Consider the following 22435-nt stretch of genomic DNA (forward strand, 5'->3'; position numbering starts at 1 on the left):
ATGCGGTCATCATGAGTAAAAATTTTGAATGGGTGACTCCAGACTCAGATCTTCTGGAGCGTGAGAAGACAGCCATTAAGCCACCGGCAATGTACAACGTAATCCTTAACAATGACGATTACACGCCAATGGACTTTGTGATTGAAATCCTTGAGCGATTCTTCTCACTAGATATTGAAAAAGCAACGCAAGTCATGCTCAAGGTACATTATGAAGGGAAAGCAGTTTGTGGCACATACAGTGCTGAAATTGCAGAGACCAAGGTAGCGCAAGTTACTTTGTACTCAAAGGAAAATGAGCATCCACTACTTTGTACTATGGAGCAAGCTTAATCATTTGCTTGCACGACAAAGTAGATCCTTAAGGAGGTACTTATGCTTAATAAAGAACTAGAGTCGAGTCTAAACGGCGCGTTCGCTCGAGCGCGAGACAAAAGACATGAATTCATGACCGTCGAGCACCTCCTACTCGCATTATTAGAAAATGATGCAGCCAGAGAGGCATTATTAGCCTGTCAAGCGGATTTGGATGCGTTGCGCCAAGAGCTTGATATTTTTATCGATCAAACGACTCCTCTTATTCCCGAAAGCGACGAAAGTCGAGAAACTCAACCAACACTCAGTTTTCAACGTGTTCTTCAGCGAGCTGTGTTTCATGTCCAATCATCTGGTCGCAATGAAGTCACCGGAGCGAATGTATTAGTCGCGATTTTTAGCGAGCAAGAATCTCACGCTGCTTACCTATTGAAGAAAAACGATATCAGCCGGTTAGATATTGTGAATTACATTTCACATGGCATTACAAAAACGTCTGGTGCCAATGGTGAAGATTCGGCATCTTCAGAATCATTTGGCAGTGAAGCTGCTGAAGAGGTTGGTTCTGATGAACGTTTAGAAAGTTTTGCCAGCAATTTAAACCAGCTTGCAAAACAGGGTTTGATTGACCCACTGATTGGTCGTGATAAAGAACTTGAACGTACCATTCAAGTGCTTTGTCGTCGTCGCAAAAATAACCCATTGCTAGTGGGTGAAGCCGGTGTCGGTAAAACGGCGATTGCTGAAGGTCTTGCTTGGAGAATAGTTGAAGGGCAGGTGCCTGAGATTATTCAAAATAGTATTATTTACTCTTTGGATATCGGTTCACTTTTAGCGGGAACAAAATATCGCGGTGATTTTGAAAAGCGTTTCAAAACCATATTAAAACAGCTTGAAAAAGAAGAGGATGCAATACTCTTTATCGATGAAATCCACACGATTATTGGTGCGGGGGCTGCTTCTGGTGGCCAAGTTGATGCGGCTAACTTAATTAAACCATTACTCAGTAGTGGCAAGTTGCGCTGTATTGGTTCAACGACGTATCAGGAGTACAACAATATTTTTGAGAAAGAACGTGCTTTGTCTCGTCGATTCCAAAAAATTGATGTGGTGGAACCATCACTGGACGATACCACTAAAATTTTGATGGGCTTGAAGCCCAAATACGAAGCACACCATGAAGTTCGTTATACCAATAAAGCATTACGCGCAGCGGTAGAGCTCTCGGCTAAATACATTAATGAACGTCATTTACCAGATAAGGCGATTGACGTTATTGATGAAGCGGGTGCACGTTCCAGACTGGCTCCTGCAAGTCGTCGTAAGAAAACGGTCGGTGTCGCAGACATCGAGGCCATGGTGGCGAGAATGGCGCGTATTCCAGAGAAATCCGTATCCTCTTCTGATAAAGATACTCTGCAAAACCTTGATCAAAAAATGAAAATGCTGGTTTTTGGTCAAGATCCTGCTATTGATGTTTTGAGCGAAGCGATCAAGCTATCCCGTGCAGGTCTTGGAGCCGAGAACAAACCGGTTGGTTCGTTTCTGTTTGCAGGCCCGACTGGAGTTGGTAAAACAGAAGTGACGGTTCAGTTGTCTAAATTGTTGGGTATCGAACTACTGCGTTTTGATATGTCTGAATATGGTGAACGCCATTCAGTTAGCCGATTGATTGGCGCACCTCCGGGTTACGTTGGCTATGACCAAGGCGGACTGTTAACGGATGCGGTGATTAAACATCCTCATTCAGTGGTGTTGTTGGATGAGATTGAAAAAGCGCACCCAGATATCTTTAACTTGTTATTACAAGTAATGGATAATGGCACGCTGACAGATAACAATGGACGCAAAGCAGATTTTCGTAATGTTATTTTAGTGATGACGACCAACGCTGGTGTAGCGGAAACGGTGAAAAAATCCATTGGCTTGATTCAGCAAGACAACAGTTTTGATGCCATGGCTGAAATTAAGAAAGTCTTCACCCCAGAATTCCGTAACCGTCTAGATAACATCATCTGGTTTAATAGCTTAGATGAGCGTGTGATTCACCAGGTGGTTGATAAGTTTATTGTTGAGCTGCAAAGCACAACTCGATGCGAGAGGCGTCTCCTTAGAGGTTTCAGAAGATGCTCGTCATTGGTTAGCAACCTTGGGTTACGACAAGGAGATGGGTGCTCGTCCGATGGGGCGTGTGATTCAAGATAAATTGAAAAAACCTCTAGCTAATGAGCTGTTGTTTGGCTCATTGGTTGAAGGTGGTACCGTTAAAGTCGACTTGGAGGGTGATGAACTCAAGTTTAAATACATTGGTTCACGTGAGGAAGCGGTGCACTAATGCGGCATAGTCTTTAGGAAAGTAGCAATGCTTTCCTATTGATAGACAACAAAAAACGGAGCAATTAGCTCCGTTTTTTGTTGTGTTCGAAAATCAGCGATTAACGAGCACGGAAGACGATGCGGCCTTTAGATAGGTCGTATGGAGTCATCTCAACAGTTACTTTGTCACCAGTAAGAATACGAATGTAGTTCTTACGCATTTTACCAGAGATGTGAGCTGTAACTACGTGACCGTTTTCTAGCTCAACACGGAACATTGTGTTTGGAAGAGTATCAAGGACAGTGCCTTGCATCTCAATTACGTCTTCTTTAGCCATTTAATCCTCTTTAGAAACTTGGCGATTTTTAACGGACGCATTCTGCCGTTAAAATATAAATATGTAAAGTTGGGCGGTATTCTACCCTTGCCAACGTTGATTTACTAGCTTTTGATGGCGTTGAAAGCGCACTTTGTAGTTCATCGCCGGACATTCATCAATTTGATAACCCAGATATAACCACTGCTTACCGGTTGATTGACAATATTGAAGTTGAAATAGAACGCCTAGTGTACCTAAGGATATATCCGCGTCTGGGTCGTAAAAGGTATAAAAAGCGCTGGCACTGTGCCTGAGAATATCAGTCACTGCAATAGCTACTAATTTATTTTCTTGGTAGATATGCAGATATTGAGTATTGAGCCACTCACAACTCGAAAACTGTTGAAATTCGGCGTCTTTAGGTGGAAACATGCTGCCATCACGATGCCTTGCTTCAATATAACGAGCATAAAGGTTGAACCAGCCTTCATCCATTTCTGTTTTGAGTTGCCATCGATAAGAGTACGCTTTTTTCAACAGGCGTTTTTGGCTATTTGAAACACTAAATTCGTTAACCGATACACGCAATGCCTGACATGAATTGCAGCTTTCACAATGAGGCTTATAAATGGTATCACCACTGCGACGAAAGCCATTAGCCAATAAAACTTCATAATTATCTGGAGATTGCATACTTGGGTCGAGTGCCACGGCCACTCGTTCTTGTCGATCTTTTAAATAACTACAAGGGTGGTTGTTGGTTAAACCAATACGTATTTGGTGTAGTTCCGAACTCATGGTTATCCCTCACTTGATAAGGTAAGCCATTGGGGAATAAAGCAGCATTTGTCCAAAGACTCATCTCTAAAAGATAGCAAGGATTTAAGAAAGTCGTCGCGTTGTAATTCGACAGCCCCCAAAGAAAGTAAGTGGGGATTCATGACTTGGCAATCTATCAATTGACCACCATGTAACTGAAAATGTTGGCAAAAATACCAAAGTGCAATTTTCGATGCGTTTGTTTTGATACTAAACATCGACTCGCCACAAAATAGTCGCCCCACTTGTATTCCATACAAACCGCCGATTAATTCTGAGTCATCCCATACCTCAACCGAATGACAGAGTCCTAATTTCGACAGCTCAAGATACGATTTTCTCATGTCTGAATTTAACCATGTTTGATCTGCGGGTCTCAGCTTGGCACATTGGGTGATGACGTCTTGCGTTGCGTGATTGATGCTGATTTTATAGTTATGTTTTTTCTGGAATTTTTTTACGCTTCTTGCTGGCGTAAAGGATTTTGGGTCAAACACTGCACGGGGTGAAGGGCTCCACCAAAGAATGGGTTCTCCCGGTCCATACCAAGGGAAAATACCTTGTCGATATGCACTGTATATACGTTGTGGTTGTAAGTCACCACCAAATGCGAGTAGGCCGTTTGGTTCTTGCAAGGCTTCATAAGGTGAGGGAAACGAGAAGTCATCAAGTTCCAGTTGAGGAAGATAAATGGTCATGCTAAATCCGACACCTGTTAAGGGAAGTAAAATGGGGATGTTTAGTCAGAATAGTATTGATTTTTTGATAGTTTGCCAATGGTTGCCGGTGGGGGGAGATTTTGTGATGGTTTTAGCCTCAACGTCAAATTGCCGTTTGGCCAATTAATCATTGGCAGTTAGCTTTAACTGCTGAGCTTATTCATGAGTTTGATTGGTCCACTTATCGTGAGTGATCAGAAGGTCGAAAAGAGCATATTTATGCTGGAGTTCACTTTTATTTTTAGATAGGCTGCAAGTACGAAGAATTTTCATCGTCTCAAAGTGCGCAGGAAGACTTTGGGGGATGCAAGGAAACACAACATTAATGGAAAGCCTTACCTTAAAACCAATTAAAAAAATGAATGGGGAAGTCAACTTACCCGGTTCTAAAAGTGTATCAAACCGAGCGCTCTTGCTAGCCGCTCTTGCCAAAGGCACCACCACGCTAACGAATTTGCTCGATAGTGATGATATTCGACATATGCTAAACGCTTTGACCAAATTAGGGGTGGTTTATCGATTATCTGAGGATAAAACCGTCTGTGAAGTGGAAGGCCTAGGTAAGCCATTTAGCGTTTCTCAGTTAACCGAACTATTTTTAGGCAATGCGGGAACGGCAATGCGTCCTTTAGCGGCCGCACTATGCTTAGGACAAGGTGAGTTTGTTTTAACGGGCGAGCCGCGTATGAAAGAGCGTCCAATTGGTCATTTAGTCGATGCCTTACGGGAAGCCGGCGCACAAATAGAGTATTTAGAGAACGAGCACTTTCCTCCACTTAAAATCACCGCTACTGGTCTAAAGGCGGGTAGCGTGGCTATCGATGGCTCTATTTCTAGCCAGTTTTTGACCGCGTTTTTGATGTCAGCACCACTTGCCGAAGGTGACGTCACCATTAATATCGTAGGTGAGCTAGTATCAAAACCATATATCGATATCACACTGCATATCATGGCGCAATTTGGTGTTAAAGTTGTCAATAATAACTACCAACAGTTTGTCATTCCTGCCGGACAAACGTATCAATCTCCAGGGCAATTTTTGGTGGAAGGTGATGCTTCTTCGGCTTCTTATTTTCTTGCCGCAGCTGCGATTCGAGGCGGTGAAATCAAGGTGACGGGTATTGGTAAAAACAGTATTCAAGGCGATATTCAATTCGCTGATGCCTTAGAAAAAATGGGAGCGGAGATCGAGTGGGGAGACGATTATGTAATTGCGCGTCGCGGCCAATTAAACGCCGTTGATTTGGATTTTAACCATATTCCTGACGCAGCAATGACTATTGCGACAACGGCACTCTTTGCTCAAGGTACAACCGCTATTCGTAATGTGTACAACTGGCGTGTTAAAGAGACGGATCGCCTTGCTGCTATGGCCACTGAATTACGTAAGGTTGGTGCAGAAGTTGAAGAGGGTGAGGACTACATCATTATCACACCACCAACGTTGTTAACGCATGCTGCGATTGATACTTATGATGACCACCGCATGGCAATGTGTTTTTCGTTGGTCGCTCTGAGCGATACGCCAGTGACGATTAACGATCCTAAGTGTACGTCTAAAACCTTCCCTGATTACTTTGATAAATTTTCGGGTTTAAGTCACTAAATGTATTTTCCACAAAGCCTCTTTTGAGGCTTTGTATTTATTTTTTATGGTCTAGCTTATTTAGCCAGTGTAAATTCTTTCGATAGATTCAGCGCTAGGTACTTAAACATATTAAACACCGCCGTTGTATTGGCAGTAGGCAGCCCGTTGTTATCTAAAAAATAATTACCTTTAAATACCAGTACCCCATCTTTCTCTTCTACACTTTCAGCTCTCATTCCCTCAATGTAACTATCATGTTGTTGAATGATCTGATTGGCGATAAGTAGTAAATCAAATTCGGTGATAGATTGTTTGTCGCTCATGTTGAATGCCTTATGAGTGGATTTGCAACGGGATAGTGCCGCAAAAAGCGAGTTAATTTCAATGATCTTAAATAGAAAATCGTGGAAAAATATCAGTATTACTACTTGCTTAAAGCGCTCGCGTAGTAATCGTTTTTTCTCAAAACATGAGAATTTGTGATTTATTGCATATTTCGTCAGTTTAATTTCGCGAACCCGCAGCACTCACTTTAGTATGTGCGCGCAATCTGTAGCATGAAATCTTGAACTAGCTATACCCTTCCTATTTGAAGTTGCAGCGGTGTTGGCTACATTCGCTCACCCCAATCACATAGTTTATCTATGCTCATGGGGATGAACTCACTTGCCGCCTACCTGCAACTTCAAGTTGTTTGGGTATAAACAATGCAATAGCCATGGTAAGTAAGCCTGAATTATTTAGGTTTGTTTCACAGCTTTGCATTTGGATGAGTAGGCGGTAATAGCTCAACGCCAGCACACAAATGGTGAACGCGTTTTGGTGAATTGTCGAACAGTTGAGTTTTATTTTTTCAAAAACATGTTGATCTTCTTGTTAACTGGCTCGATAGTAAAAAAAGAAGCAATATTTTAGAACGTCATGCGATTTACTGGTCGCATAGTGATTAAGGACATTTGAGTCAATTATGGGTAAATCACTCGTTATAGTGGAGTCGCCAGCTAAGGCTAAGACGATCAACAAATATCTTGGTAAAGATTTTGTTGTTAAATCGAGCGTTGGACATGTCCGTGATCTTCCTACTGCCGGTCAAAGTACCGCAAAGAAAGCAGCACCTACCTCTACTAAGAATTTGAGTGCTGAAGAAAAAGCACGTTTAAAAAGCGAAAAAGATCGTAATTCTCTGATTAAGAAGATGGGTATCGATCCCTACAATGGTTGGGAAGCTAATTATCAAATTTTGCCAGGGAAAGAAAAAGTTGTCTCTGAGCTGCAAAAATTAGCCAAAGATGCTGATTACGTTTATCTCGCAACCGATTTGGACCGCGAAGGAGAAGCCATCGCTTGGCACCTTCGTGAGATCATCGGTGGCGATGAACAGCGATATAAACGAGTGGTGTTTAACGAAATCACGAAAAATGCTATCCAGCAAGCATTTGAGACTCCAGGTGAGTTGAATATGGATGGTGTCAACGCACAACAAGCTCGACGATTTTTGGACCGCGTTGTGGGTTTTATGGTGTCTCCGTTGTTGTGGAAAAAGGTCGCTCGTGGTTTGTCGGCAGGTCGAGTTCAGTCCGTTGCAGTAAAACTACTGGTTGAACGTGAACGCGAAATTAATGCTTTTATCCCTGAAGAATTTTGGGATATTCACGCTGACACAAAGACACAAGACAAAACAGATTTTCGCTTAATTGTTGCCCAGAAAGATGGTGTTGCTTTCAAACCTGTTAACGAAGCGGAAACCAAAGCGGCTGTCGCTATCTTAGAAAAAGCGGCTTACGAGGTTTGTAAGCGTGAAGATCGTCCAACAAGCAGTAAACCTTCAGCTCCCTTTATCACTTCGACACTCCAGCAGGCGGCGAGCACGCGCTTAGGTTATGGTGTTAAGAAAACCATGATGCTAGCGCAGCGACTGTATGAAGGGGGTTATATTACCTACATGCGTACCGATTCGACGAATTTGAGTGGTGAAGCGGTAGAGGCTGTGCGTAGTTATATTGGCAATGAATTTGGACAAGCTTATCTGCCAGAAAATCCACTGGTTTACGGAAGCAAACAAGGCGCTCAAGAGGCGCACGAAGCGATTCGCCCGTCCAGTGTGGATGTCAAAACTGATGATCTACAAGGCATGGAAGCGGATGCTCATAAATTATACGCCTTGATTTGGAATCAGTTTGTGGCTTGTCAGATGACGCCAGCACAATATGATTCAACCACGGTCAGTGTTAAGGCTGCTGATTTTACGCTTAAAGCGAAAGGACGCATTCTTAAGTTTGATGGTTGGACGCGTGTTCAACGTCCAATGGGTAAGAATGAAGACCAGATCTTACCACCAGTGAAGGTCGGGGATACACTAGCATTGCAAGTGCTCGATCCAAAACAACATTTCACTAAACCACCGGCACGTTACACGGAAGCTGCGTTGGTTAAAGAACTTGAGAAACGTGGTATTGGTCGACCATCGACTTATGCATCGATCATTTCAACAATTCAAGATCGTGGCTATGTGAAAGTAGAACAGCGCCGTTTCTATGCAGAGAAGATGGGAGAGATTGTCACCGACCGTCTTGATGCCAGCTTTAATGATTTGATGAACTATGATTTTACCGCCCGCATGGAAGAAAAACTTGACCAAGTAGCGGTAGGTTCAGCAAATTGGAAAGATGTACTTGATAACTTCTTTAATGATTTCACCACTGACTTAGAAGCTGCAGAGTTAGATGAAGAGCAAGGTGGTATGCGACCTAACCATATCGTGATGACGGATATTCAGTGTCCAACATGTTCACGACCAATGGGGATTCGTACCGCTTCGACAGGTGTATTCTTGGGTTGCTCAGGTTATGCATTACCACCAAAAGAGCGCTGTAAGACAACCATTAACCTTGGTGACGAAGATGGTGTTATCAACGTTCTGGAAGAAGACGTTGAAACAGCAGCGCTACGTGCTAAGAAACGTTGCCCAATCTGTGAAACGGCGATGGACGCCTACTTAATTGACGATAAGCGGAAAATGCACGTTTGTGGTAATAACCCGAATTGTGAAGGCTATATCGTTGAGTATGGTGAATTCAAAGTAAAAGGTTATGATGGCCCCGTAGTTGAGTGTGACAAGTGTGGCTCTGACATGGTGCTCAAAAATGGTCGTTTCGGTAAGTATATGGATTGTACTAGCGAAGACTGTAAGAATACGCGCAAGATCTTAAAAAGCGGTGAAGTGGCACCACCGAAAGAAGACCCAGTTCATTTCCCTGAGCTTGCTTGTGAAAATTCAGATGCTTATTTTGTATTGCGTGATGGTGCTGCGGGTTTGTTCTTTGCTGCCAGTAATTTCCCTAAATCTCGCGAAACTCGTGCGCCATTAGTTGAAGAGTTAGTTCGATTTAAAGATCGCATAACAGATAAGTATCAATATCTGACCACAGCTCCAACCCATGACCCGGATGGTCTTCCAGCCGTTGTGCGCTTTAGTCGTAAGTCTAAAGAGCACTATGTACGTACTGAGACTGATGGTAAGCCATCGGGTTGGACTGCATTGTATGAAAATGGGCAGTGGGAAGTGACAGATAAGAGAAAAAACTCAAAGAAATAGAGTGATGGTGTCAACCGTTACCAAAATAAGGCAGCTTTCGAGCTGCCTTATTTATTTGCCTTGATTATTTGATCTGTTTCAATTATTAAAAATATTAATTAAAAAATGTAGTCATTTTTTTGACATTCTGATGCCAAATGGTTATTGATAGGTTGAAAATTAATCAGATTGGCCAGAAATGATTATTAGAAGAAAGTTCTTAGTGGTTTTTTCTTTGATTGCATTACTACTTATTGTGGTAGGGTGGAGTTTGGTTAAAACACATTTGCAAGCGTTTTCAATTGGCCTACTGCATCAATACTCCCAAGTCGTTAATCATTACCGTTCAAACAACACGCTAGACCCTATCATTAGAGAGGTCGAACTGGTTCGTCAGGTTTCTTTGCATCCCAATATCATTACATGGGCGGAAAATGCCGAAGATTCAGTCTATATTGACGTAGCTACAGATACATTAGAACAGTTTCGCTGGCAGTTGCTCAGCAAAAATTTTTTCGTTGCTCTGGATTCAAATTTAGCTTACTACTTTAATTCAACGGAGAATATACGCGAGTCAGCGAGTTTGCTGCGTTATCATTTGAATCCAGAGCAAGCTGAAGATCAGTGGTATTTTAAGCATAAACAGCGAGCAGCACCATTTGGTGTCAACATCAATCACGATCATCATTTAGGCATAACTAAATTATGGATCAACCAGTCAATCATTAAAAATGGTCAGTTTCTCGGCATTGTGGGTACCGGTTTGTCATTAGAACCATTTATGGACGGGCTCTTCCGTGAGAATGCGATTGGGGTTGATACATTGTTTGTGGATGAGTTACTAAATGTACAGCTCATCAGAGATGCAAATATTCAATTTTCTGACGATTTCAAAAGCAAAGTTCAAGGTAAACCACTGTCGGCTTTTATCCAAGATCCTAATGATTATGTTCACGTTGTGCAGGCTATCAAAGCCCAAAAAAATGGAGCAGAGCCAAACGCACTACTGGTTGACTACAATGACAGTAATTCCTTGGTTTCAATCAACTACATTAAGCCACTGAATTGGTTTGAGGTTACCTTTATTAATATGGATAGCTTGTTGGCATCGACGAATGTCACGTTACTTTGTTGTGTTTTACTCTTAACGCTTGTTGGATTTTTGCTCACTATTTGGCTGGTCATTGAGCTAACCTTTCTACGTCCTTTCGCTCGCCTTGTTAAGGCAGCACAGCAGTACCGCACTCAAGACTACCCCATTCAATTTACTTATAAACCACATTCTGAAATCGGGGAGGTGATGCGCTTTATCGAAAAACTAACCAAGGGAATCCTTCATGGACAAGCTAATATTGACCGATTAGTGGCAATAAGAACCTCTGCTCTCGATCACCTCTCTACCATTGATCCTTTGACTCAACTACTCAATAAAAAAGGGATGGAAGCTGAGATTAAAAGTGAATTAGCCAGAGTAAAACGAGAAAATAGTCATTTTGGATTACTTTGGATAGATATTGGAAAATATGGCACGACTGCTCAGAATGATAAGTGTGTCATCACTGACTCACAACTCATACAGGTTACCGACAACATAAATTTGGCAATAAGAGAATATGATTCTGCTGGCCGCTGGGCCGATAATGAATTTCTTATCGTAGTCAGAAGTGATAGCTATAACAGTCTGTTAGCACTATCGAAACGTTTAACTGAGCTTTCATCAAATAGCGTGGGCGCAGAAAATTCAACATCAATTGACTTATCGATTGGTGGGGCACTGATAAACGGAGGGTGTTCTATCACAGAGGCTCTGGCTAAAGCTGACACCGCACTTTATATGGCAAAGCAGTCTAAAGAATGCCAAGTCTATATCTGGCAAGAAGGAAGTCATGTGGCTTAGCCAGACATATTGGGATTTGTATCGAACGAAATTTAACCTAAAAAACCTTAAACTGACGCTGTTGTATCAGGTGTCTAGAGGTTTTAACTGGATGTCATAAATGTGTTTTATTATTGATTTTCATAGCGTGTATATGAGATGAAAAAACGATACAAAAAACGGATATTAACGTTTGGTTAATGCATTGTTGTATTTATATTTTATGGGGCATTGAAATGTGAGCTAGGTTAGGAGTTGGCAATCTAACGGATTAATAGTCGACAGAACAGCGTATTTAAAATTGAATTCTTCTAGCAATTCGATAACGTATAGGCATCCGTTTTTGAGTGAAAGGTATTTTACAAAATCTCGGATTTTACAAGAGCGTTATATAAAGGAAAAGCATCCATACTCCCCCTCAATACTAATAAGTATGGAATGCGAATATAAAAATGAAAAAATATGGAGAATTATTATGGCTGGTGTTTTAGGTATGATCCTTGCTGGTGGTGAAGGCTCTCGCTTGATGCCCTTGACTGCATCTCGTAGTAAACCTGCGGTTCCATTTGGTGGTAGCTATCGCTTAATCGACTTTGCACTTAACAACTTTGTTAACGCAGATCTTATGCGTATTTATGTATTGACACAGTTCAAATCACAGTCCCTTTATCTACATATGAAGAAAGGATGGAATTTGACGAGTATCACGGACCGCTTTATTGACTCGATTCCAGCACAGATGCGTGATGGTAAGCGTTGGTACGAGGGGACGGCAGATGCTATCTACCAAAATATTAGTTTTATCGAGCTATCAGCACCTGATCAAGTGTGTATCTTCGGTTCTGACCATATTTATAAAATGGATATACGTCAGATGCTTGACTTCCACAAGCGCGTTGATGCGAAATTGACTGTATCGGCTTTAAGAATGCCACTCTCTGAGGCTTCTCAATTTGGTGTTATTGAAGTTGATGAGCATGGCAAAATGATCGGCTTTGAAGAAAAGCCTAGTAATCCTAAGTCTATCCCTGGACACCCTGATCTTGCTCTTGTTTCTATGGGTAACTATATTTTTGACGCAAACACATTATGCGAAGAGTTACGCTTAGACGCTGAGAATAAAGAATCTAGTCATGATTTCGGTAAAGATATCATTCCTAAACTCTTCCCTGAAGGTGGGGTTTATGTCTATGATTTTTCTACGAATGTTATCAAGGGTGAAAAAGAAGCCACTTATTGGCGCGATGTGGGTACGATTGATGCCTACTGGTCTGCTCATATGGACTTACTTGAGCACGATGCCGATTTCTCACTCTATAACCGTAGTTGGCCATTGCACACTTATTATCCGCCATTACCGCCAGCAACCTTTGTAGATTCACATGATCGTAAAGTACAAATTACAGATAGCTTGATCTCTGGTGGTAGCTATATTCAAGGTGCAAAGATATACAAATCAGTGCTAGGCTATCGCAGTAATATTGCCGCAAATACTTTAATTAGTGAGTCAGTGATTTTAGGTGATGTCAAAATCGGTGAAGGCTGTAGTATTAAACGCACAATTATTGATAAAAATGTTGAGATTGCACCAGGTACCATCATTGGTGAAGATCTAGAGCTTGATAGACAACGCTTCCACGTGTCAGATGAGGGGATCGTTGTTATTGCAAAAGGAACGAAAGTTGGATTCTAAAAGGGAAAAAATCGAGGTTTGGTTTACCGTTTCAGAAGCACAGGGATTGATTAAAAGTGGTGGTTTGGCGGATGTCGCCAAGGCGCTACCGAAAGCACTTCAAGAGTTAGATCATCAGGTAGCCATTGTGCTACCTGCTTATCGCTCTATACCGGGGCTAAATGAAGCTCCAGTTGTGTTAGAGACTGAGCTTACTCATTGGCCTCACACCCAATATCGAGTGCGTGAAATGCAGCTTGATGGTGTACCAGTCTATTTGATCGACTGCCCACATTATTTTGACCGTCCAGAAATGTATGGTGAGAATAACCAAGCCTATTCAGATAACGGTGAACGTTTTGGCTTTTTTTCAGCAGCGAGTCTGGATGTGTTGCCGAAATTAGGCAAAAAACCGCAAGTTATTCACGCTAATGATTGGCATACAGGATTAGTTCCTTTCTTGCTTAGAACTCGTTATCAGCACGACCCATACTTTTCTGAGATGAAGAGTGTCTTGACGGTGCATAATGCTATCTTCAAGGGGATCTTCTCTTATCATCAATTAGAAATTATTCCTGAATTAAATTTATCTGGTATGGAGTTTCTGCAATATGGGCATGATCACGTTAGCATGCTGCGTGCAGGTATTGCCTTTGCCGATAAAATTAATGCAGTCAGTCCTAATTATGCATCTGAATTGCTGACGCCTTTGGGCTCTCATGGACTGGTTGATGATTTTGTACACAGAGCAAGGGATCTTCACGGTATTGTCAATGGCTGTGATTACAGTGAATGGAATCCACAACAGGATGAATATCTTCCTCTTGGCTATTCAGATGAGGCGGAATCGCTGCATGCGGGTAAATTAGCAAGCAAACAGATACTGCAAGAAGAGCTGCAATTACCTAAACGTTCATTACCACTGTTTGGTATGGTTTGTCGTTTAACTCACCAAAAAGGGTTTCATTACATTCTACCCATCCTCGAGCAGTTTTTACGTAATGATGTTCAAGTGATTATTGTTGGGACGGGTGAACCTGAAGTTGCCACTCGTTTGCAGAAAATCGCTTCGTTGTATCCACATAAATTTGCCTTTGTTGAAGCTTATAGCAATCGTTTCGCGCACTTGGTTGAAGCCGGTTCAGATTTCTTTCTTATGCCGTCAGAATTTGAGGCGTGTGGCTTGAACCAGATCTATAGCATGGCTTACGGCACATTGCCTATTGTGCGTGAAGTCGGTGGCCTGAAAGATACGGTTCGTGATTACGATAAGTACCCTGATGAAGCAACGGGTTTTGGTTTCCATGAACCGTCTGCTGAGGCTTTGCTGATTACTATGCAACGGGCGATGCTATTTTATCTTCAGCATCCAGATAAAATGTTAGAAGTACAGCAACGCGCTATGCGCCAAGATTTTAGTTGGCAAGATTCAGCGAAAGAATACATCAAAATGTATCAAGACGCGGTATTTAGTTAATAACAAATGAAAAGGCGCTTCGGCGCCTTTGTCTCATGCTATAGAGCCGATAAACCAAACATAATTTTACATCCTGCTACCAATAGTATTGGTATTTTGTGGTAGTCTTAATACTCATTGATTGCGAACAAATATCTCAATATGTCTCAGAGTTTACTTTTCCATAAAACTTACCATCATCCGACCAGTGATGAATGGGTTGTCTTTGTCCATGGGGCAGGGGGAAGCTCATCTATCTGGTTTAAGCAGATAAAAGCATACAGAGAACATTTTAATTTATTGTTAATTGACCTCCGTGGTCACGGCAAATCCAATCAGTTACTTAAAGAATTAATGGCCAATCGCTATACTTTTAAATCAGTTACACAAGATATTCTCAAAGTGTTGGATCATCTGAAAATCCAATCTGCCCATTTTGTTGGTATGTCACTAGGAACAATTATTGTCAGAAACCTTGCTGAATTAGCGTCTAGTCGTGTTAGAACGATGGTGTTAGGTGGTGCGGTGACGCGTTTTGACGTTCGTTCGCAGGTGCTAGTTAAGGTAGGCAATTTAAGTAAGCATATCATTCCTTATATGTGGCTATATCGATTGTTCGCTTATATTGTTATGCCACAACGTACTCAAAAAGAGTCTCGACATCTGTTCATACGAGAAGCAAGAAAACTGTGCCAAAAAGAGTTTAAACGCTGGTTTATGCTGACTTCGGAAGTTAACCCTTTAATGAAGTACTTTAAAGAGAAAGAACTACCAATCCCGACTCTTTATCTGATGGGCGAGAGAGACTATATGTTCATTAAACCCGTCAAGGACATGGTGGCACACCACAAAAAGAGTATTCTGTTAGAAATACCCAATTGTGGACATGTTTGTAATGTTGAACAGCCGGAGATGTTTAATCGACACTCTATTGAATTCATTCAACAGAATATGTCTCGCTAATTTCGATACGAGTAGACGGTCAATGGGAGCTACTGAACTGAACTGCAATGCCAGCAGGCAGAAAACTGCGGTTCGTTCTCTTCTCCGCATTTTTGGCAGTACCAGTTGGACACATTTTGTTCATGGTTATCGCGGTAAGTTTCTATAACTGCAAGAGCTTCACGTTCTTTATGAGCATCGAGTAGCCATACATAAGGGTTAGTTTCTTCTCCAAAAGGCAATTCACCTTGTAAACCAAACAGGCCTTCTCCCCTGACTTCACACTGAATTTTTTCTTGCTGCAAGAGATGACTGACGATATGTGCTTCTAATAATAAGTTCGAGACGAATATCTTCATGTTGATTGGCTCTAAGTCGTTTTGGTCATATTGTTGAATTTAGATAGACCCCATTTCGCTATCATGGGAAACAATCCAAGCAGTGCAAATGAAAGCAAGACGGACGGTGAAATAATACCAGATAGACTATCTATTTCAGATAACTGTGTGCCTGCATTCAAATAGACAGCAGTGCCTGGCAACATCCCCAACTGGCTAACTAAATAAAAGCGAACAGTGGAAAGTGGTGTTAAGCCCATTAACAAATTGATCAAGAAAAATGGAAAGACAGGTATCAAGCGCAGAGAAAATAGATAGAAAGCGCCATCACTTTCCACACCTTGGTTTATCGCTTTCAGTTTTGAGCCAAATTTGTCTTGCACCCATTCACGCAGTAAAAAGCGGCTGCTTAAAAAAGCTAGTGTTGCCCCGATAGTACTGGCAAAGGAGACTAAAAGTAGGCTAGTCCAAAAGCCGAATAGCGCCGCGCCTAATAAAGTGACCACTGCCGCCCCAGGTATCGAAAATGCCGTGACTAAAATATAGAGCGAGAAATAGAGTGCAGCTGCGCTCACAAAGTTTTGTTCAATATGCTCATTGAGCAGTAATTGCTGTGCTTTGGCGTTTTCTAAGGTTAGATACTGGCCAAAATTCATCGCTAGTAGAATGATGGTAATTAATAGGATTAGACCCAAGACAATTTTTTTATTCATGCTTTTTCTCACCGCGTTTTTACACTAGATATAGTGAATAGGACATGGAAAGTCGAACTTTTATTTCAAAATGGAATAAAAAAGCGCCCGCAATGAAGTGCGAGCGCTTTTTGAAAGGTTGTGGTTAACGTTTATAGATTATTGGCGAGTTCATCACGACGAGATTGCGAAATAACAGACCAGTGTTTTCCTTCAATCGCGCCTTCTAAAGCCCAAAGCAATTCTAAACTGACAGTCGAAGAGTGGGTTTGCTGAATGGCTTTGTACGCTTCTAAAGCACCTTTCGCTTGTAAATCATTAACCGATTCAATACCTGCTTTTTTGAGCATTCTTTCCGTTGCAAGACGCAAATTGGGCAGATCTTTCAAGCGATCTGGCTTTGCCTGAGCTTGAACTTCACGTTCTTGCTTGGCAATTTCAAGTGCGACAGATGCGTCTCTCAAGATTTGTTGCGGGTTGTTCCAGCAATTATCAGGTAATGCAAAATATTTAGTGACGACAGGAAAGCCGCGCTTTTTATATACATAAGGCTCATAGCCCTGCTGTACAAAGCGTTTTGTAGACACATCATCAGCGCGAATGTGAAGTTTATCGTTTACGACCAAAGCAAACATAGTGTCATCGACGAAAATACCGAAACCGCCAAACATTGAACGAGATTTTACTTGTCCAAACTGTTCGAATAGTCGCATTGAATCTTTAAGTACTGGTTTATCCATGTTGTAAATTCTCGGTGTATAGGTAATACGCCACCAAAATCAGGTCCGAGAGGTTAGCAACTCTATGCAGAAAGTGTGTCAGTAAGGAGTAAACTTAATGCTAGTATCATTGCCATCGGCAACCCCGCTACCTACCAATGTTTTGGTTTAGGCCGGAGGCTTTGCGTCCCATTCTTTCAAATGGTTTGCCCTGTGCGTGACTTCTAAGAATTAGAATAAATAAAAAATTGGACAAACATCACATTTGTATCTCTTATATGTGATGCCCATCTCAAAAGTTTCATGATTGAAAGTCAAATGTAATCCTAATTTTAAGAATATGGGCAGTTTTGACTTTCGAACGATTAACGAGCAAAAATTTGATTTATTTTTTTATATTTTTAACTGTTTTACGCTCAACAATCTCTGGGTGCATTTCAAAAATACGTCTTTCATGCTCTTTGTCTTTAATGCGTTCTAACAAAATTTCAAATGCATTTTTTCCCACACGGCGCTTAGGTTGGTGAATGGTGGTTAGCGGTGGTGAAAAGTATTCAGCGAGCTCAATGTTGTCATAGCCAATCACTGACATGTCATCAGGGACACGGATACCTTTTTGTTGTAGGCGACTCATTAAACCTAAAGCCATAGTATCGTTAAAACAGAATACAGCCGTTGGACGTTTATCCATTGCTGCGATTTTATCTGCGGCTAATACGGCAGTGTCACACTCGAAGTTACCTTCCAGTATCCAGTTTTCATTCACAGTTAGGTTCGCTTCTGCAAGTGCGCGTTTGAAGCCTTGAATTCGCTCTTGGCAGGCTGCCTTTTCGAAGTGACCACTTAGACATGCAATTTCAGTGTGACCATGATCGATAAGGTATTTGGTCGCTAGATAACCACCTTCTTCAGAATTATCGATGATTTTATCAGCTTGAGAGCTTTCTGGACCCCAGTCCATTATCACTTTAGGGATATCGGCATGGCGATCGAGCATTTCCAGAAGCTCTTCAGTGAGGTCTGAGCACATGACTAACATACCATCAACGCGTTTTTCCGCTAGCATGCGAATATAATCACGTTGTTTCTCATAGATACCGCCCGTGTTACACAAAATGAGCGTATAGCCTTGGCGATAGCAGTAGCTTTCCACGCCATCAATAACTTCGGAGAAAAACAAGTTAGTGGATTGGGTAACTAACATACCGATCGTACGGGTGGTATTACATTTCAAGCTACGAGCCACAGCACTTGGCGCATAGTTGAGTTCCGCTACTGCTTCCATCACTTTTTCTTGTGTAGCTTCAGCAACAAAGCGAGTTTTGTTAATCACGTGCGATACCGTGGTGGTTGATACGCCAGCGAGGCGAGCAACGTCTTTAATCGTAGCCATAAATTCGTTCCTGTCGATAATTGCAGAACGGTTGAATCAGCTTACCATTCAGCAGAGTTAGGCTTATTACCTTGTTAAGATTGAAGCCTAAAAGTAATAAAAACACAAAAACCGCCGGAAACAGCGGTTTGCATCTTAAAAATAATTTTTTATCGTTTTCAGTCAAGATTTTAGTCTGCAAACGTCAATCAGGCAATGAAAAATCTGCTTAATAAATCAGTCAATTGTCACAGTTGACTGATTTATTGTGTATCTATGTAAAGACGCACTAATCGTTAGACAAATACTTGCAGTCCAATTGAAGAAATGCCACTAGCAGTTCGGTTAATGCGCTATAGAACCCGAACTGATCAATTTGTTGGCATCGAAGGCTAAACTGAGGCACCCATGAGAGGATATGCTGTTGGATAAACTCATACTGTTCGACAAAGGCTTGATCTAAATGTTGTTCCTGTTCTAGCTCATTGGATCGAATGATCAAATTCCCCAGAAAATCTAATTCAATAGCAATGTGATCAGCTAGCTCATTCAGCGATGTGCTTACCGCAATGTTATGTGATGCCATTAATTCGGTCATCGCTTTTGCTGGTTCAGCATTGAGAAGACCGGATTGACCAATATAAATAGAGGCATATGGCAGAGCAGAATCTTTATTTGATTTTAGAAAAACATCACAGAAATCAGCGGCAAGCTCTAGTTGAGCATCTTCCCTATCCATGAGTCGATTTAATGCATCGACTAGTTTGTCAATTGCAGGTTTAAGGGTTTGGTTGTCACCTAAGCCAGTAAGAAACGAGCGAATGGCCTGAGTATGGTATTGTTCTAGTTCCTGCTCAGTTAGCTCTTTGACAAATAAGCTCGAAAGCCACCAGTAAATCTCGGCACGCTTTTCATTAAAGGCTTTAGTTTCTTGCATCGTCTTGCTCCAAAAATAATTACTCTGCTAAGTTTAGCGAATAAAAATGAATAGCTATCACTATATAAATGAAAAAATATGACAGAAATTGTTATTTAATTAATACCGTCTTGGAAGGTTGTTTTGAATCAATAAACCAGCATTTTTCTCTATTTTTAGCCTGCGATTGATAGAATTATGACGATTTATGAATAGAATAAATTTGTACATAGTCTCATACTGAGACTTAGGCATTTCCATATAAATAAGTGGTGTACATGAGCTATCACGTATTAGTTATTGAAGATGACGCAGTAACTCGCAGTAAACTGGCCGGGTACTTTCAAAATGAAGGTTATACCGTTACAGAGGCGGAGAACGGTACTCAAATGCGAGAGGCGCTTCAGAACAACGTTATTGATTTGATTATGTTAGATATCAACCTTCCGGGAGAGGATGGTTTGATGTTAACGCGTGAACTACGTAGTCAATCTGATATTGGAATCATCCTGGTTACAGGTCGCACGGATAGCATCGATAAAATTGTTGGTCTCGAAATGGGGGCTGATGACTATGTCACCAAACCATTTGAATTACGTGAACTGTTAGTTCGTGTAAAAAATCTTTTATGGCGGATATCGACAGCCAATAATCAATCGACTGTTGGCGATACTTCTCAAAATGGTAATCTCGTTCGATTTGGTGAATGGTCATTTGATATTCAACGCCGTGCACTTAGTCGAAGTGGTGAGCCGGTAAAATTGACAAAAGCTGAGTATGAGTTGTTGGTTGCATTATCTTCTTATCCTAACCAAGTACTGAGCCGAGAACGTATTTTGAATATGATCAGCCATCGTGTTGATGCGCCTAATGATCGTACGATTGATGTCTTGATTAGACGGATGAGAGCGAAGATGGAATTTGACCCTAAAAACCCACAAATTTTTGTGACGGTGCATGGGGAAGGGTATATGTTTGCCGGAGATTAGTCGTTTATTTTCGATAAAACACGTATCTCGTTGGGTTATTTGAGATGCCAGAAAATAAAAAACCGAAGTAGAGACTTCGGTTTTTTATGTATCTTACAAATTGCTTTCTTGTTGTGGAGCGTTTTCTAAAGCCGTTTCCTCGTAGCCGGATGCCCAATCACGTAGGTTTTGCCACAATAGCCCCAAGGTCTCATACCAATAGCGCTCCGTTTGTTCTAAGTAGCGAGCTCGAGGTGTGTATTTTTCCCAAGCCTGAGCGATATTGTTTTGTGCTAGATAATTGGTTGGCGCGGGAATAGGGGCGAGTCCTGCCGAGTAAAATTCGTTTAATGCGCGTTGCATATGGCTCGCTGAAGTGACGAGTACTAACTTGCGCTGTTGAACAAAGGCAGCTGCTTGTCTTGCTTCTTCCCATGTATCTTTCGCGGTTTCAAGCAAAATAATATCGGATTTACTCACTCCGAGTGCGAGCGCTACGGTTGCTAACATGCGAGCGTGACTAAATTCGGAGCCGCCAGAGTAACCAGACAAGATTAATTTTGAACCGGGATACATGCGCATCACTCGAATGCCTTCACTAAGGCGCATCAGTGCGGTTCGGCTGAGTTCAGACGTGGGGGGAATTTGATCGTCAACCACATGCCCACTACCAAGTACCATGACATAATCAATCGCTCCTTCGCTAGGAAGGAATGCAGAATACTGTCTTTCTAACGGCATCAGAACGCGAGTAGCGAAAGGTTGGAAAGAGATCAGGAATAGAGTCGTCAAAGATAACAAGACAATCATACAGCCAGTTTTACGTTTGGCTGTGAACATAATAAGCATTAAACCTACAAAACCGAGGATAAGCATCGCCGGGAGAGGCATTAATAATGAGGAAATAATTTTTTTCAGCTCAAACATAAACAAAATAGTCCGAAAAAACACCACTTGAATATAAAAAGGCATAAAGCCTCTTTATTCCTGCCATTCCTATGACAGAATAGCAGCACGATTCGTTATCATACCCCAAGCGACTGTGACTGAAGACCGGAATTTCGACGATATTGCCCACAAATTTGCAAAAAACATATATGGCTCTGACAAAGGTGAGATACGCCAAGTCATTGTTTGGGAAGATATCGAGCAATTACTCGCCATGTTTGGCACCAACCCCCAACCCTTGCACATTTTGGATGCGGGTGGTGGACTGGCACAAATGTCCCAAAAATTGGCCAAGCTAGGGCATCAAATTACATTATGTGATCTATCTTGGGAAATGCTGCTGTTAGCTGAGCAGGATATTGCAAAAAATAGCTTGCTTGAGCAGTATCGGCTGATTCACTCACCTGTGCAATCAATACAAGAGCATTTAACCGCTTCTGTCGATATGGTGATGTTTCATGCTGTGATGGAATGGTTAGCAGAACCGAAAGCGGCATTGCAAAACTTGTTAGAACAAGTCAGGCCGGGTGGAATGGCTTCCGTGATGTTCTACAACCATCATGGTCTGGTATATAAAAATGTGGTGTGCGGTAATATTCCTCATGTGCTGAATGGGATGCCACATCGCAAAAGATTTAAACTCCAACCACAAAAAGGTTTAAGGCCCGAAGACGTCTATCAATGGATCGAAGATGCGGGGTTTGAGATTTGTGGTAAATCGGGAATTCGTTCATTCAGTGACTACATCGGAAACGTAGCAAGTATGGGCGACTACCAATATGAAGACGTACTGGCACTAGAAAAACAATTGTGTAGACAAGAGCCGTACCTCTCACTAGGTCGATACATTCATGTGTGGGCGCAGAAAAAAATAGAGCAGGAATAA

The 22435-nt window shown here is 41.7% G+C and carries 19 protein-coding genes, 1 pseudogene and 1 riboswitch; of the genes and pseudogenes, 10 read left to right on the top strand and 10 right to left on the bottom strand.

All coding sequences use genetic code 11. From position 1 onward, the window contains the following. Positions 1 to 11: 11 nt before the first annotated feature. Together clpS and clpA are read left to right on the top strand one after the other, a co-directional pair. A complete protein-coding gene (gene clpS / locus HGG78_RS03880; protein WP_053309989.1) occupies positions 12 to 332 on the top strand; it encodes an ATP-dependent Clp protease adapter ClpS in 321 nt (106 codons plus the stop codon). Between the two features lie 42 nt (positions 333 to 374). Next, positions 375 to 2649: pseudogene (gene clpA / locus HGG78_RS03885) on the top strand (ATP-dependent Clp protease ATP-binding subunit ClpA). Between the two features lie 100 nt (positions 2650 to 2749). On the opposite strand, the gene infA reads toward clpA, so the two are convergent. The 3 genes from infA to aat form a co-directional block, all read right to left on the bottom strand. Further along, positions 2750 to 2968, bottom strand: coding sequence for a translation initiation factor IF-1 (gene infA / locus HGG78_RS03890; RefSeq protein ID WP_001040192.1), 219 nt, complete (start codon positions 2966 to 2968; stop codon positions 2750 to 2752). Positions 2969 to 3049: 81 nt separating this feature from the next. Beyond that, on the bottom strand, positions 3050 to 3748 hold the full coding sequence (locus HGG78_RS03895) for an arginyltransferase (RefSeq protein ID WP_168522451.1): 699 nt from the start codon (positions 3746 to 3748) through the stop codon (positions 3050 to 3052). Between the two features lie 2 nt (positions 3749 to 3750). Then, entirely contained in the window at positions 3751 to 4467 is a 717-nt protein-coding gene (gene aat, locus HGG78_RS03900; protein ID WP_172532139.1) for a leucyl/phenylalanyl-tRNA--protein transferase, read from the bottom strand. 346 nt (positions 4468 to 4813) lie between these two features. On the opposite strand from aat, the gene aroA reads away from it, so the two are divergent. After that, on the top strand, positions 4814 to 6094 hold the full coding sequence (gene aroA / locus HGG78_RS03905) for a 3-phosphoshikimate 1-carboxyvinyltransferase (RefSeq protein WP_053309985.1): 1281 nt from the start codon (positions 4814 to 4816) through the stop codon (positions 6092 to 6094). 56 nt (positions 6095 to 6150) lie between these two features. Here the strand turns inward: aroA and HGG78_RS03910 are convergent, their stop codons facing one another. Beyond that, the gene (locus HGG78_RS03910) at positions 6151 to 6399 is read right to left on the bottom strand and encodes a YciN family protein (RefSeq protein ID WP_053309984.1); all 249 of its coding nucleotides are present in this window, start codon (positions 6397 to 6399) and stop codon (positions 6151 to 6153) included. 644 nt (positions 6400 to 7043) lie between these two features. Here HGG78_RS03910 and topA point away from each other — a divergent pair. The 5 genes from topA to HGG78_RS03935 all read left to right on the top strand — a co-directional run bounded on the left by topA (position 7044) and on the right by HGG78_RS03935 (position 15617). Then, positions 7044 to 9671 carry a type I DNA topoisomerase gene (topA, locus tag HGG78_RS03915; protein ID WP_053309983.1) on the top strand — a complete coding sequence of 876 codons (2628 nt, stop codon included), beginning with the start codon at positions 7044 to 7046 and terminating at the stop codon, positions 9669 to 9671. Positions 9672 to 9849: 178 nt separating this feature from the next. Beyond that, entirely contained in the window at positions 9850 to 11547 is a 1698-nt protein-coding gene (locus HGG78_RS03920; protein WP_172532140.1) for a GGDEF domain-containing protein, read from the top strand. 412 nt (positions 11548 to 11959) lie between these two features. Then, positions 11960 to 13219 carry a glucose-1-phosphate adenylyltransferase gene (gene glgC / locus HGG78_RS03925; protein WP_080996319.1) on the top strand — a complete coding sequence of 420 codons (1260 nt, stop codon included), beginning with the start codon at positions 11960 to 11962 and terminating at the stop codon, positions 13217 to 13219. Then, positions 13209 to 14675 (top strand): glycogen synthase GlgA, encoded by a 1467-nt coding sequence (glgA, locus tag HGG78_RS03930; RefSeq protein WP_241772854.1) that lies wholly within the window; start codon positions 13209 to 13211, stop codon positions 14673 to 14675. The genes glgC and glgA overlap by 11 nt, the downstream gene beginning before the upstream one ends. Before the next feature lie 141 nt (positions 14676 to 14816). Further along, positions 14817 to 15617 carry an alpha/beta fold hydrolase gene (locus HGG78_RS03935; protein WP_053309979.1) on the top strand — a complete coding sequence of 267 codons (801 nt, stop codon included), beginning with the start codon at positions 14817 to 14819 and terminating at the stop codon, positions 15615 to 15617. Between the two features lie 29 nt (positions 15618 to 15646). Here the strand turns inward: HGG78_RS03935 and HGG78_RS03940 are convergent, their stop codons facing one another. The 5 genes from HGG78_RS03940 to torD form a co-directional block, all read right to left on the bottom strand. Continuing rightward, positions 15647 to 15955 carry a putative signal transducing protein gene (locus tag HGG78_RS03940; protein ID WP_053309978.1) on the bottom strand — a complete coding sequence of 103 codons (309 nt, stop codon included), beginning with the start codon at positions 15953 to 15955 and terminating at the stop codon, positions 15647 to 15649. 11 nt (positions 15956 to 15966) lie between these two features. Then, positions 15967 to 16659: a TVP38/TMEM64 family protein gene (locus HGG78_RS03945; RefSeq protein ID WP_241772853.1), complete on the bottom strand. Its 693-nt coding sequence runs from the start codon at positions 16657 to 16659 to the stop codon at positions 15967 to 15969. A 119-nt stretch (positions 16660 to 16778) separates the two neighbouring features. Next, positions 16779 to 17366, bottom strand: coding sequence for a TfoX/Sxy family DNA transformation protein (locus tag HGG78_RS03950; protein ID WP_053309976.1), 588 nt, complete (start codon positions 17364 to 17366; stop codon positions 16779 to 16781). 114 nt (positions 17367 to 17480) lie between these two features. Further along, positions 17481 to 17566, bottom strand: a riboswitch (cyclic di-GMP riboswitch). A gap of 164 nt (positions 17567 to 17730) precedes the next feature. After that, positions 17731 to 18738 (bottom strand): HTH-type transcriptional repressor PurR, encoded by a 1008-nt coding sequence (purR, locus tag HGG78_RS03955; protein WP_053309975.1) that lies wholly within the window; start codon positions 18736 to 18738, stop codon positions 17731 to 17733. A gap of 268 nt (positions 18739 to 19006) precedes the next feature. Next, positions 19007 to 19654, bottom strand: a complete 648-nt coding sequence (torD, locus tag HGG78_RS03960) for a molecular chaperone TorD (protein ID WP_172532141.1) — start codon at positions 19652 to 19654, stop codon at positions 19007 to 19009. A gap of 257 nt (positions 19655 to 19911) precedes the next feature. On the opposite strand from torD, the gene torR reads away from it, so the two are divergent. Next, positions 19912 to 20622 (top strand): two-component system response regulator TorR, encoded by a 711-nt coding sequence (torR, locus tag HGG78_RS03965; protein WP_172532142.1) that lies wholly within the window; start codon positions 19912 to 19914, stop codon positions 20620 to 20622. A 93-nt stretch (positions 20623 to 20715) separates the two neighbouring features. Here the strand turns inward: torR and elyC are convergent, their stop codons facing one another. Beyond that, on the bottom strand, positions 20716 to 21528 hold the full coding sequence (gene elyC / locus HGG78_RS03970) for an envelope biogenesis factor ElyC (protein ID WP_053310444.1): 813 nt from the start codon (positions 21526 to 21528) through the stop codon (positions 20716 to 20718). A gap of 115 nt (positions 21529 to 21643) precedes the next feature. On the opposite strand from elyC, the gene cmoM reads away from it, so the two are divergent. After that, on the top strand, positions 21644 to 22435 hold the full coding sequence (cmoM, locus tag HGG78_RS03975; RefSeq protein WP_172532143.1) for a tRNA uridine 5-oxyacetic acid(34) methyltransferase CmoM: 792 nt from the start codon (positions 21644 to 21646) through the stop codon (positions 22433 to 22435).

Origin of the sequence: Vibrio aestuarianus (assembly GCF_012395185.1) — a bacterium.
In the GTDB taxonomy this organism is placed as follows: domain Bacteria; phylum Pseudomonadota; class Gammaproteobacteria; order Enterobacterales; family Vibrionaceae; genus Vibrio; species Vibrio aestuarianus.